Consider the following 13,732-nt stretch of genomic DNA (forward strand, 5'->3'; position numbering starts at 1 on the left):
TATTTTAGCATCAACCCGATTTTGCTATTCGATTACTTCATCAAATGTAACCGATATATTCACTTCTGCTGTACTGCGGTGCAATAGGCCTACGCTTGCCGCTTGCACAACAAGCCGGTCCAGGTAAAACCTTTAACTTTCTTTCCGCAGTATTTCCAGTGGGGGGCGCCCGGTTATCCCCCGGCTGTTGGCCAATCCAATCACCACGGTCAACAATGTGACGGTGAGCGTTAATAGCAACAGCATCAAAATATTGGGGGTAAATGGGATTTCGAAACTGAATACCGCCAAGGCCCAGCTACCGCCCAGGGCCAGCAACACGCCGGTAAATGAGGCAATGATGCCCAAAAAGAAATATTCGAGTGCCGTGATTGCCAATATCTGTTTCCTTGTGGCCCCCATCGTACGCAGCAGCACACTTTCCTTAATCCGCTGGTACTTACTGATCATCACGGAGGCAATCAGTACCACAAAGCCTGTGAGGATACTGAAACCTCCCATGAACCGGATAACGAAGCCTATCTTATCCAATATAGTGTCCAGCACCGAAAGGATCAACCCCAGGTCGATGATAGAGACATTGGGGAATTGCCTCACCACCGCCTGCTGCATACGGGCCGAAGTGGCTTCATCCGGCACACGGGTCATCAGCACATGGAATTGCGGTGCGTCGTCAATCACCCCTTCCGGGAATATTAACCTGAAGTTGGTCTGCACCCGGTTCCAATCGACTTCCCTGAAGCTGCCTACGATCGTGGGTACGCGTACCCCCTGCACATTGAACAGCAGTTCATCGCCGATGTCCACCCGGATACGGCGGGCATAGCCCTCTTCCAACGAGACACGCGCGGTATCGCCGGCAGCCGTTTTGCCAATCCACTTACCCGCACTGATTTTTTCCGAATCGGAGAGTTCAGATCGGTAGGTCGAGCGCAATTCGCCCCCCAGTGCGCGGCGGGATACCTCGATGGTACTATCACGCCGGGCATCGTCGGCGGTAATGCCATTGATGGCCTCCAACTGCACCGTTACAATAGGCACCTCATCCAATACCGGCAAACCTTGGGCAGCAACCAACTCGGCCACTTCTTCCTGCTGTGACGACTGGATATCAAACAGCACCATGTTCGGTTGGTGCTCGCTGGACGACAAAGCCACCCGCTCAACCAACATCCCCTGTACAGAAAACAGCGTGGCGATGAAAGCTGTGCCGAGGCCGATCGCTATAACCAAGATGACAGTCTGGTTGTTGGGCCTGAATAGGTTGGAAAGCCCCTGCCGCCACAGGTAACCCCATGATGACGGAAAAAAACGCCGGACTAACCGCACCAACAGGTTTGCGGCACCATATAGCACCAGGAACGAAAGGGCCACGCCGGCGGTGAATAGGACCGTTTGCTTCACTCCGCCCAACTGCAGGTACGCGTAAACGAAAATAAACAATGCGATAAGGCCGTATACAAACCAACTCCAACGATCTTTAACCGGGCTTGGGGCTTCCAACGATAGCCGTAAGGTATTCAACGGAGCGATGTTGCGGATGCCAATAAGCGGCAGCAGTGCGAATAGCACCGATATCCAGACACCCAACGCAATGCCCTGTACAACGGCCCACCACGATATATCGCTGCTGATAGCAACCGGCACGAAGTCGCGGAGTACCAAGGGCAGCAATTGCTGGATAAGCGTACCGATGAACGCACCAATGACGGAACCGGCCAACCCTACGCCCAATACCTGGATGAGGAATATCAGGAACGCCTGCCGCGAACTCACCCCCAAGCAGCGCAGTATGGCGATGGTATTGAGTTTTTCCTTGATGTAGATATGTATGGCGCTCGACACGCCGATGCACCCCAACAACAGCGCCACGAAACCCACTAACGACAGGAACTTGCTCAAATCAGTGAACGACCGGCCCGTTTCCTGCTTGCGCGTGGCAATGGTATCATACCCCATGCGCTGCACTTCCAAGAGCGAATCGAGCCCATCGGCGAGCCGGTCTGCATCTATCCCTCCTTCCAATTGGAAATAGTAACGGTAATTGATACGGCTACCTTTCTGGTTCAGCCCCGTGGCGGGGAGGTACTCCAGGGGGATGAATACGGCGGGCGCAATGGTGGTGGAAAGGCCACTTTGACCCGGGGCCTGTTCCAGGCGGCCGGCTATCTCGAACATCACCTCCCCTACTTTCACCGAATCACCTACCTCAGCGCCAAATTGGAGCATCAGGGTTTTATCCACCAGCGCCTGCCGGTTATTCCGGAAGGTACGCCCTGCCGCCTGCGGCACCGTCTCCAAGTTACCATAGTAAGGAAATTCGCCACCGAGTGCCCGTACGTCCACCAGGCGGGTACCACCGCTATTGGCAAACACCACCATGGAGGCAAAGCTCTGCTCTTCCGAATAGCTGGTGCTCAACCGCTGGACGGAGTCAATGATCGCCTGCCCGCCATCCGATAATTCGCGGTTGCTCTGGATCACCAGATCTGCCCCCACCAAGCCGGCGGCCTGCTTGTCGATATCCTTTGCCAGGTTGTCGCCAAACGAAAAAATAGCCACCAACGCCGCGATCCCCACAATGATGGATGAGATAAAGAGAAACAGCCGCGAACGGTTCTGGCGGCTATCGCGCCAGGCCATGCGGACAATCCAACGGAAGGCGATCTCTTGGTGCTCAGGCTTCATCATATCGTTTTATCTACCGCCGAATCCGACACAACCCGACCGCCTTTCATGCGGATAATCCGCTGGGTCTTTGACGCCAGCTCCAAATCATGGGTTACCAATACCAAGGTGGTCCCTGCATCACTGTTGAGATCAAACAACAGTTTTTCCACGTTCTCGCTGGTTTCTGCGTCCAGGTTCCCGGTCGGTTCGTCGGCAAACAGGATACGCGGCGCGTTGGAAAATGCGCGGGCGATGGAAACCCGCTGCTGCTCGCCCCCCGATAGTTGTAACGGATAATGATGGCCACGATCAGCCAACCCCACTTTATCCAACAGGTCAAGTGCCACCTGCCGGCTATTGCCGGCACCACGCAGTTCAAGCGGTACCATCACATTTTCCAATGCAGTCAAGGTTGGCAGCAGCTGGAAATTCTGGAACACGAAACCGACATACTGGTTGCGCACCCGCGCGCGTTCGTCTTCGGTGAGCGCATCCAGCGGCACCCCATTCAGCACAATACTTCCCGTGCTGGCACGGTCTAATCCGGCACAGAGCCCCAATAAAGTGGTTTTACCACTGCCCGAAGGGCCTACGATGGCAACCGTTGACGCCGCCGCCACCTCGAAATCTATCTGGTGCAGCACGGTAAGCGATTTACCCGCACTCTGGTAAGTCTTTCCAACTCCGCTCACACTTAATATAGCAGCCATGTATTCGCTATTTTCCATCCGTAAAATCATTCGTCGCCGGCAATCGGACACATAGGCCCCAATCCGTACGTTGGTAAAAATAAGGTATTCAGGCCATATTGGAAGCCATACCGCAAATAAAACAAGAAATACGTAGCTTTGACCCCGGGTCTCGCGGCCTTGTTACACCGTAAACGTTTTGAAGATGAAGCGGTGCGCGCCGCTTTTAGTTCAATATCGCACCATTTTAATTGCACTATGAATCTCCATACGATGACTGCTACACGCCGGGTTTTTATTTTTTTGTTGCTGGTTTCCACTTCCGCTATCGCGTGGGCACAAAAGAAGCCGCTGGACCACAGTGTCTACGACGGATGGGAGACCATCGACTCGGCTGCTATCTCTGACGACGGACGCTTTATCTATTACCTTGTTAGCCCCCAAGCGGGCGATGGAAGGCTGGTAGTCACTGACCCGGACAACCGGCAACATGGCCGCATTGACCGGGGTACGCATGCGCGTTTTTCGGCAGACGGCAAGTACCTGATCGCACGTATAAAACCCCGGTATGCGGAAACGCGCGAGGCTAAGATAAAGAAGAAAAAAGCAGACGAGATGCCCAAGGATTCGTTGGCGATATTCACGTTGGAAACGGCGGCATTGCATAAGATACCCTTTGTAACCTCTTACAAAATACCTGAGGAGCCGAGTGAATATATCGCATACCTCACCGAGGAGCCTGCAGCGCCGAAAGACACCGCCACTGCCGACACCACCGCTCCGAAAAAACTAAACCACAAGAAAAACCAGCCTACCTTGCATATACGGCATCTCACCAGCGGTGCAGACACCACAATCGACCGCGTGGGGTCATACGAATTCAGCACCAGCGGAAACGCGATTGTCTACGTTAGGAAAGCCGAAGAAAAGGACAGCCTCGGTACCGATGCAGGGGTGTATTATTACGATCTCGCCACCCGCCAATCCCGTCACATCAGCCGGGGGAAAGGCACATACAAAAACCTGGCTTTCGACGATGCATCGTCGCAGCTGGCTTTCACGGCCGACAAAAGCCCGGAGAAATCGCTCCAGAAAGCATTTGACCTTTATTATTATACGCCAGGGCAAGACAGCGCCATCATTATTGCCAGCCGCACCACCAACGGAGTACCGGATGGCTGGTATATCAGTGGTGATGGCGCTATACGGTTCAGTAAAAACGGCGAAAAACTATTCTTCGGCATCGCCCCTATCCCACGGGTGAAAGATACCACGCTGGTGGAATTCGAACATGCAAAAGTCGATATCTGGCATTGGAAAGACGATTACCTGCAAAGCCAGCAGTTGGCCAACCTCAAGCGGGAGCAAAACAGGAGTTACCTCGCAGTGACGTACCCGAAACAGGGGCGCAAGGTGGTTCCCCTGGCCGACGAGCAATTACCGGATACGCGGCTGACTGAAGACGCCGACAATACCTATGTGCTGGCGACCACCGATATAGGCCGCCGCATCGAGACCCAATGGCAGGCCGGGTCTTTCCAAGATGTTTACCTGGTCTCGACGATAGATGGTAGCCGCCGGAAAATTGCAAGCGACATCCGGGGCCGTATCAGCATATCACCCCAAGGCAAATATGTGGTTTGGTTTAACCGAACCGACGGCAATTGGTATAGCTTTGCCACGGATGGCAACCAGGCGATCCAGCTGAATACAGACCTACCTGTTAGTTTTGCAAATGAAGACAATGACGTCCCGGACGAGCCGGGCGACTATGGCTTTGCGGGTTGGAGCGATGACGACGGGGAAATCTTCATTTACGACAAATACGACATCTGGGCGTTCCATCCCGACGGATCCAAACGCCGACTGGTTACCAACGGTGCCGGACGGAGCAGCCAGGTGACATTCCGCTACCGGGATGCGGTAGAAAGCCGACGGAGCCGATACGGACGGAGGAGCAATGCCGGTATCATCGACACCAAAAAACGGATCTTGTTGTCGGCCTTCAATCACATCACCAAAGAACACGGCTGGTTCCACACCAGTGCAGACAAAAACCGCGACCCCAGGGAAATGGTGATGGGACCGTACAGCTACCGTACCATCAAACGTGCCGCCGACGCAAACACCTATATATATACGAAAGAAAATTACGTTTCGGCCCCCGACCTCTATGTATCGGCAAATTTCACAAATGAAACCAAGCTGAGCAGCATCAACCCCCAGCAGCAGCAATACAATTGGGGTACCGCCGAACTGGTGAAATGGACAACCCCCCATGGCCACGATGCCGAAGGCATACTTTACAAACCTGAAGATTTCAATCCGGGTAAGAAATACCCCGTTATCGCTTACTTTTACGAAGAGCTGTCCGACGGACTTTACAGCTATATCCCGCCCACCCCTACGCCATCGCGCCTCAACATCAGTTTCTTTGTGAGCAACGGCTACGTCGTGTTCGCACCGGATATCCACTATGAAATCGGCCATCCGGGCCGGTCGGCCGAAGAATACGTCAATTCGGGGATGGAAGAGCTGAAAAAACACCCTTGGATAGACAGCACTCGCATGGGTATCCAGGGCCAGAGCTGGGGCGGATACCAAGTGGCCCACCTGATCACACGCACAGACATGTATGCCGCGGCGTGGGCCGGGGCCCCCGTGGTCAACATGACATCCGCTTATGGCGGCATCCGCTGGCAGAGTGGAATGAATAGGCAATTCCAATATGAGCGCACCCAAAGCCGTATAGGGGCTACCTTATGGGAAAAGCCCGAGTTATACATCGAAAATTCGCCCTTGTTCCATTTGCCAAATGTAACCACACCGGTGGTGATCATGCACAACGACCAAGACGGGGCCGTCCCTTGGTACCAAGGCATCGAAATGTTCACCGCACTACGGCGCCTGCAGAAACCCGTTTGGCTACTGAATTACAACGGCGACGCACATAACCTCGTACAGCGCCAGAACAGGAAAGACATCCAACGACGCCAGCTGGAATTTTTTGACCATTTCCTGAAAGGAAAACCCGCAGCACCATGGATTGAGCACGGGGTACCAGCTACCCTCAAAGGGATAGACTGGGGGTTCGGTGATTAACCATGCGATTTTGAATAAAAGACCAATAACATCGGTGATTTAACATATTAGCCCGGCAATTCACAGTGCCGGGCTTCTTATTGATGCCATAAATACATATTATTTCAAATAATTTAATATTTTTTTGATTTTTTGATAAAAATTAAATGAATTATCATTTATATTTGTCAAATATTAATCGAATAATTGAAAAAACTCACAAAACAATAAAAATAAACAGGAACCCAATGTCAGAATTAAGATTTAAAGCGGTAGAAACTGCTGTTTCAAGACTAAATCGAACAGAAACCCACGAAAAAACCAAACCCTCCCTCCTTTTCGGCAAAAATGTATTCACGACGGCAAAAATGAAGGAATACCTTCCTAAGAATGCCTACGAAGAACTGCTGGAAACTGTTGAGAGCGGGAAATCCATTTCTCACGATCTCGCCGAGCATATTTCACAAGCGATGAAAAGCTGGGCAATTAGCCACGGCGTAACGCACTACACCCACTGGTTCCAACCGTTGACCGGTGCCACGGCCGAGAAGCATGATGCGTTTTTCGAGCCCCTGCCCGATGGTACCGCAATCGACAAATTCACAGCGAGCGCACTGGTACAACAAGAGCCTGATGCATCCAGCTTTCCGAGCGGAGGTATACGCAACACGTTCGAAGCGCGGGGCTATACCGGCTGGGACCCCTCTTCGCCGGCGTTCATTTACGAAACCGGGGGGAGTAAGACACTCTGTATCCCGACAATCTTCATTTCTTATACCGGCGAGGCCCTCGACTACAAGGCTCCGTTATTGAAGGCGATCAATGCCCTTGACAAGGCGGCAGTCGACGTAGCTAATTTCTTCGATAAGTCGATCACTAAGGTTAATGCTTCCCTGGGCATCGAACAGGAATATTTTTTGGTAGACCTTGCATTATTCAATGCCCGTCCAGACCTGCAGCTCACCGGCCGCACGTTGTTCGGCCACATGTCGGCAAAAGGCCAGCAGCTCGAAGACCAATATTTCGGTGCTATCCCAGAACGGGTACTGGCATTCATGGTCGACCTTGAACAAGAAGCCCTTAAACTCGGGATTCCATTAAAAACCCGCCACAATGAGGTGGCCCCATCCCAATTCGAGTGCGCGCCTATGTTTGAGGAAATCAACTTGGCGATAGACCACAACCAACTGCTACTCAACCTGATGGAACAGGTTGCACTCCGACATAAGTTCAAAGTGCTCATCCACGAGAAACCATACGCCGACATCAACGGCTCTGGCAAACACAACAACTGGTCGATGATCACCAATACTGGAGTAAACCTGCTCTCACCGGGCAAGACACCGAAGACCAACCTCATGTTTCTGACGTTTTTCGTCAATGTGATCAAGGCGGTCCACGAACACGCCGATCTGCTGCGTGCGTCTATCGCTAGTGCGGGCAACGACCACCGGCTCGGTGCTAATGAAGCGCCTCCAGCCATCATCTCCATCTTCCTCGGGAGCCAGCTCAATGCCGTGCTCGACGAAGTGGAAACGGCGAGGGTTGCGAAAAAAGTAAAAAACGAAGCATTATTATGGCATGGGATCCCGAAAATACCCGAACTGCACCTGGACAACACCGACCGTAACCGCACGTCGCCGTTTGCGTTTACAGGCAACAAATTCGAGTTCCGGGCGGTAGGTTCAGCATCAAACAGTGCCAGCCCGATGACCGTACTGTCTGCAATCGTGGCCAACCAACTCATTGATTTCAAAACCGAGGTTGACAAACAGATCAAGAAAGGCACAAAAAAAGACCTCGCGCTGCTTAATGTGGTCCGCAAATATATCAAAGAATCGAAACCCATCAGATTTGAGGGCAACGGATATAGCGCGGAGTGGGAAGAGGAAGCGCGCAAGCGGGGACTCTCAAACATCAAAACCACCCCGAAGGCGCTTGATGTATATGTGAGCGACGACACCATAGCGATGTTTGAAAAGCTGGAGATATTCACCCGGCGGGAAAGTGAAGCACGCCATGAAATCCTGCTCGAAAATTACTTCAAGAAAATCCAGATCGAAGCCCGTGTTATCGGCGAGATTGTAACCAGCCTGGTGGCTCCGGCAGCTTTCAACTACCAGAATGTGCTCATCAAAAACATAAAGGGTCTTAAAGAACTGGAACTGAACCCCGAAGCATACGGATCGCAGCTCAATTTGGTGGAACGTATCTCCAATCACATCAACACCATCCTGGTCGATGCCGAGGCAATGCGGCAAGAACGCAAAAAAGCGAATAAACTCGAAGACACATGCGAGAAAGCCGTTGCGTACGACACGAAGGTGAAACCGTATTTCGACAAAATACGCTACCACCTCAACAAATTGGAGCAAATCGTAGACGACCACCAATGGCCGCTGCCCAAACTGCGCGAACTCCTGTTCGTAAGGTAGCCGTTCCGACGGCATAGCCGGCTTTTTAAGCCATAAGGGGCACCGAAAACGGTGCCCCTTATGGCTATTGGGAACCTTTTTTAGAAAAAACTTGCACAACCCGCTTGCACGGGCTATATTTGCTGCGTTGCGTAGAGACCACGCACAAATCAATTCCGCTTCAAAGCAGGTCTTGGTTTATAAAGAAGTGGCGAGAGACTGGCTCAATGACCCGCTGGCAACCATCCGCAAACAGCGGAAAAGGTGCCAATTCCTGTCCGAACCCACCCGTGGTTGGGAGCATATAAATGATAAGACGATGAACACGTACTCAGCAGGCTACATTCCTATACAGGCTACCCGGAGAACCGGATATGCCCCCCTCCCATTCAGTGCCGTCAGACCATGCCGAATGCGTATGGGAACGACACAGCACCATAGTTGCTGCTAGTTCCACGACACGCTGTTGCCTGCTTACGGCCATCTGCATGAAAAAGCGGACATATACCGGGCAACGCACACCCATTGAGCACACACAGTACATAAGTTAAGTTTATTAAACAATTTGAATCATGGCAAATGAAAATCTAAAATTTGAAACGCTGCAAGTCCACGCTGGGCAAGAGGCAGACCCCACCACAGGCGCACGGGCAGTACCCATCTACCAAACCACATCGTTCGTCTTCAATAGTGCCGAACATGGTGCAAACCTGTTTGCCCTCAAGGAATTCGGCAATATCTATACTCGGATACAGAACCCTACGACCGACGTGTTCGAAAAAAGGATGGCCGCACTTGAAGGCGGCGTGGCCGGCCTCGCCGTTGCCTCAGGCCAATCTGCACAGTTCATCGCCCTTACCAATATCCTGGAAAGCGGCGAAAACTTCGTTACCGGGTCTAGCTTATACGGCGGTACGTACAACCAGTTCAAGGTATCGTTCAAGCGGCTCGGCATTGAGGCCCGTTTTGCAAAAAATGAAACCCCCGAGAACATCGAAGCCGCGATCGACGAAAAAACAAAGGCTATTTATGTGGAGACCATTGGAAACCCGAGCTTCAGCATTCCTGATTTCGACCGTATAGCAGCCATCGCCAAAAAGTACGACCTCCCGCTGATTGTCGACAACACATTCGGATGCGGCGGCTACCTGTTCAAACCACTGGAGCACGGCGCACACGTGGTGGTAGCAGCAGCCACCAAGTGGATCGGTGGCCACGGGAACAGCATCGCCGGCATCATCGTAGACGGTGGTAACTACAACTGGGGCAACGGCAAGTTCAAACAGTTCAGCGAACCATCCGAAGGTTACCACGGACTTGTATTCAGCGACGTATTCGGTGTCGGCGGACCGTTTGGCAACATCCAGTTCGCGATCCGCGCACGGGTAGAAGGATTGCGTGATTTCGGACCTGCCCTGTCGCCATTCAATTCGTTCCTATTGCTGCAAGGACTGGAAACGCTATCACTGCGGGTACAGCGCCATGTAGACAACACATTGGAAGTGGCCAAATGGCTCGAACAGCACCCACAGGTTGAAAAAGTGAAATATCCGGGACTGAAGAGCGACCCCAACCATGCCAATGCACAGAAATACCTTAAAAACGGCTTCGGATCTGTCCTATCCTTCACCATCAAGGGTGGCGCTGAAAAAGCGAATGCATTCATCGACAGCCTGAAAATGGTCAGCCACTTGGCCAATGTGGGCGATACAAAGACCCTGATCATCCACCCCGCTGCCACCACGCACCAGCAATTGTCGGTAGCGGAGCAGGCAGAGGCCGGCGTTTATCCGGGTGAACTGCGGCTAGCCGTCGGTATCGAGCACATCGACGATATCAAGGCAGATTTGCAACAAGCGTTTGACCAAGTAAAATAGAAATCCCACTTCGCCGGGCGGGTAGCCGTCCGGCGTTTTTTTCCAACCCAAAAAAAGCAAAACAACATCAATAGCAAAGCATGGACAACAAACTGACCTTGGGCATTTTTGGATTCGGCGTGGTAGGCCAAGGACTCTATGATATCATCAGCACCAAACACCTCAATCTGGCCATCAAGAAATTCGTTATCAAACATCCTGAAAAGGAACGGAGCTTACCGGCTGCGTTGTTCACTACCGATGCGGGTGCCGTACTGGACGACCCGGAAATAAATACCGTCGTGGAGCTGATCGATGATGCGGACGCGGCCTTCGACATTGTGGCGCGTGCCCTACGCTCCGGCAAGAACGTGGTATCGGCAAACAAGAAAATGATTGCCACGAACCTTGAGCAACTGGTAGCGATACAAAATCAATACGGCACCAGCCTCCTGTATGAGGGTGCGGTATGTGGAAGCATCCCGATCATCCGGAATCTGGAAGAGTACTACGACAACGAACTGCTGCACTCCATCTCCGGCATTTTCAATGGCTCGTCTAACTACATCCTCTCCAAGATATTCAACGAGAACTTGGCCTATGATACCGCATTGCAGCAGGCGCAGGACCTCGGCTTCGCCGAGACGGACCCGACACTCGACGTGGGCGGTTTCGACCCCAAGTTCAAGCTAGCCATCGTTGCTTCGCACGCATACGGACTTTACATTGCGCCCGATGCCATACTCAATATCGGTATCGATAAGCTGCAGGCTGCAGATATCCGGTTTGCTAACGAGAAGAATTACCGGATAAAACTGGTGCCCACTGCCCGGGAAATCAGTGATAACGCCGTTATCTTATATGTACTACCCAAATTGGTTACGCGCGACAACATCCTTTATAATGTGGAAAACGAATATAACGGCGTATTGGTCAAAGCCGCATTCGCCGATGAACAGTTTTTCTATGGCAAAGGCGCCGGTGGCCATCCTACCGGGTCGGCCGTTCTTTCCGACATCGCGGCGCTGCGCTACGGGTACCGTTATGAATACAAAAAGCATATCGACGCCGGTGGGCTGCAGTACACCACCGATTGGGAGATATCGGTATACCTCCGCTATGAGGATGAGCAGGTGGTGGAAAAACTGCGATTCACATCAATCAGTGAGCGGTACTACGCGCAGGATTTCAAATATGTCATCGGTAGAATCAATTTGAGGCATATTTTAGAAAACAAAGAAGAGATAAGCCGCGATGGCGGATTTATAGCCGAAATCGAACAATAAGCACGGCCTCCACGCTGCCTCTGCAACGTATTTCAGTTTGTGTGTTTTAATTTGTATATTGTAGAAATTATAACACGTCAAAAAACTATGTCATGCAGAGCATCGTTACGCTCTTTATTTCATTATTCGGTGTCCCGGCGGTTGTTCAGCAACATGATACCACAGCTGTGGAAAACACCGGACGGGCTTATGGTTACATTGGATTCGCTGTAATCGTATTGATTGCCATCGTGGTGGTCCTCATCAGGAAGCAACACCGCAAATTCAATGAGTGAATGGGCTACGCTTCTCTCTTCAGCCCGAACTTTTCGATTTTGCTATACAGATGGCTACGTTGGATATCGATTTCGTCCGCGGTCTTCGATACGTTCCAACCGTTTTTCTCCAATTTATATTTGATGAATTCCCTCTCGGTGTAATCTTTAAAGTCCTGGAACGACGAAAATTCATCATAGTCCACGACCGGGGCCATCTCGGGGGCGACGAACTCCCTGACCACCGTAGTAACGCCTGGATCCGGGCCTTCGGCGACGGCGGTTGTACTGGCAGGGTTGGCAAACGCCCTTACATCCCGGTCGGTAATCGACTTATCGCTTAGGATAATCAATCGTTCGACCATATTGCGCAGCTCCCGGATATTGCCTGTCCACGGTAGCGTTTTCAAGGCTTCCATGGCATCGTCGGTGATTTTCTTAACCGGCATATTGTATTCGCCGCAAACCTCTTCACAGAAATGTTTTGCCAATACCGGGATATCATCCGTCCGTTCCACCAAAGGGGGAACGTGGATGATGATTACACTCAGCCGATGGTAAAGGTCCATACGGAAGTTGCCGGCATCGATCTCTTTCAGCAGATCCTTGTTGGTCGCCGCAATCACCCGCACATTTACGTTGATTTCCTTTTCACCGCCTACGCGGGTCACCTTATTTTCCTGCAGCGCCCGGAGCACCTTGGCCTGTGCCGAGAGGCTCATATCGCCGATCTCATCGAGGAAAAGCGTGCCGTTGTCGGCCTGTTCAAACTTCCCAATCCGCTGTTTTATGGCCGACGTGAACGAACCCTTTTCGTGTCCAAAAAGCTCACTTTCAATCAATTCGGATGGTATAGCAGCACAATTCACCTCAATCAGGGGTGCGTCGGCCCGCGCTGATTTCTCGTGCAGCCAGCGGGCTACCAGCTCCTTCCCACTACCGTTTGCACCGGTTATCAGCACGCGCGCATCGGTGGGTGCTACCCGATCGATTGTCTCCTTGATACGTTGGATTGCTTCCGAATCGCCAAGGATATCACGCGTTTTACTGACCTTACGCTTCAACACCTTGGTTTCCGTTACCAGCGTACCACGCTCCAATGCATTCCTGACCGTGATCAGCAGCCGATTCAGGTCGGGCGGTTTGGAAATGAAGTCGTAGGCACCTTTCTTACTGGCCTCGACTGCGGTTTCTATGGTACCGTGCCCCGATATCATGATAAACGGTAAATCCGGCTTAATGGCCAGCGCTTCGGTAAGCACCTCCATGCCATCCATTTTGCTCATCTTGATATCGCAAAGCACCAGACCGATGTTTTCCTTTTTGATGATGGCTAACCCATCGGCACCATTATCGGCGTCAACAACCTTATAATCCTCGTATTCAAGAATTTCGCGCAATGTACTCCGGATAGCCCGTTCATCGTCGATGATTAATATTTTCGTCATGTATACCGTTTTGAACTTGTGAGCGGGTGTCTCA

Annotated in this window: 8 protein-coding genes and 1 riboswitch; of the genes, 5 read left to right on the plus strand and 3 right to left on the minus strand. The window is 51.8% G+C overall.

What is annotated here, in order from left to right; all coding sequences use genetic code 11:
* Positions 1–132: 132 nt before the first annotated feature.
* Both NGM62_RS05845 and NGM62_RS05850 read right to left on the minus strand, forming a co-directional pair.
* Complete coding sequence (locus NGM62_RS05845) at positions 133–2,691, minus strand: ABC transporter permease (protein ID WP_262246564.1); 2,559 nt, start codon at positions 2,689–2,691, stop codon at positions 133–135.
* Positions 2,688–3,380, minus strand: a complete 693-nt coding sequence (locus NGM62_RS05850) for an ABC transporter ATP-binding protein (RefSeq protein ID WP_262246565.1) — start codon at positions 3,378–3,380, stop codon at positions 2,688–2,690. The genes NGM62_RS05845 and NGM62_RS05850 overlap by 4 nt, the downstream gene beginning before the upstream one ends.
* A gap of 252 nt (positions 3,381–3,632) precedes the next feature.
* Between NGM62_RS05850 and NGM62_RS05855 the strand changes: the two genes are divergently transcribed.
* From NGM62_RS05855 to NGM62_RS05875, 5 genes are all read left to right on the plus strand, one after another.
* Complete coding sequence (locus tag NGM62_RS05855; RefSeq protein ID WP_262246566.1) at positions 3,633–6,461, plus strand: S9 family peptidase; 2,829 nt, start codon at positions 3,633–3,635, stop codon at positions 6,459–6,461.
* Between the two features lie 227 nt (positions 6,462–6,688).
* Entirely contained in the window at positions 6,689–8,875 is a 2,187-nt protein-coding gene (locus tag NGM62_RS05860) for a glutamine synthetase III family protein (protein ID WP_262246567.1), read from the plus strand.
* 174 nt (positions 8,876–9,049) lie between these two features.
* A riboswitch (SAM riboswitch) is annotated at positions 9,050–9,165 on the plus strand.
* A gap of 261 nt (positions 9,166–9,426) precedes the next feature.
* Positions 9,427–10,731, plus strand: coding sequence for an O-acetylhomoserine aminocarboxypropyltransferase/cysteine synthase family protein (locus NGM62_RS05865; protein WP_262246568.1), 1,305 nt, complete (start codon positions 9,427–9,429; stop codon positions 10,729–10,731).
* Between the two features lie 80 nt (positions 10,732–10,811).
* Positions 10,812–11,996, plus strand: coding sequence for a homoserine dehydrogenase (locus tag NGM62_RS05870; RefSeq protein WP_262246569.1), 1,185 nt, complete (start codon positions 10,812–10,814; stop codon positions 11,994–11,996).
* Positions 11,997–12,088: 92 nt separating this feature from the next.
* Complete coding sequence (locus tag NGM62_RS05875; protein WP_262246570.1) at positions 12,089–12,271, plus strand: hypothetical protein; 183 nt, start codon at positions 12,089–12,091, stop codon at positions 12,269–12,271.
* Between the two features lie 5 nt (positions 12,272–12,276).
* On the opposite strand, the gene NGM62_RS05880 is transcribed toward NGM62_RS05875, so the two are convergent.
* Entirely contained in the window at positions 12,277–13,698 is a 1,422-nt protein-coding gene (locus NGM62_RS05880; RefSeq protein WP_262246571.1) for a sigma-54-dependent transcriptional regulator, read from the minus strand.
* Between the last annotated feature and the right edge of the window lie 34 nt (positions 13,699–13,732).

This window comes from Parapedobacter soli (assembly GCF_025460835.1).
Classification (GTDB): domain Bacteria; phylum Bacteroidota; class Bacteroidia; order Sphingobacteriales; family Sphingobacteriaceae; genus Parapedobacter; species Parapedobacter soli.

Coding starts and splice junctions, on each gene's coding strand:
- NGM62_RS05880 (WP_262246571.1), bottom strand. CDS start 13,698: ATGACGAAAATATTAATCATCGACGATGAACGGGCTATCCGGAGTACA.
- NGM62_RS05860 (WP_262246567.1), top strand. CDS start 6,689: ATGTCAGAATTAAGATTTAAAGCGGTAGAAACTGCTGTTTCAAGACTA.
- NGM62_RS05875 (WP_262246570.1), top strand. CDS start 12,089: ATGCAGAGCATCGTTACGCTCTTTATTTCATTATTCGGTGTCCCGGCG.
- NGM62_RS05845 (WP_262246564.1), bottom strand. CDS start 2,691: ATGATGAAGCCTGAGCACCAAGAGATCGCCTTCCGTTGGATTGTCCGC.
- NGM62_RS05855 (WP_262246566.1), top strand. CDS start 3,633: ATGACTGCTACACGCCGGGTTTTTATTTTTTTGTTGCTGGTTTCCACT.
- NGM62_RS05870 (WP_262246569.1), top strand. CDS start 10,812: ATGGACAACAAACTGACCTTGGGCATTTTTGGATTCGGCGTGGTAGGC.
- NGM62_RS05850 (WP_262246565.1), bottom strand. CDS start 3,380: ATGGCTGCTATATTAAGTGTGAGCGGAGTTGGAAAGACTTACCAGAGT.
- NGM62_RS05865 (WP_262246568.1), top strand. CDS start 9,427: ATGGCAAATGAAAATCTAAAATTTGAAACGCTGCAAGTCCACGCTGGG.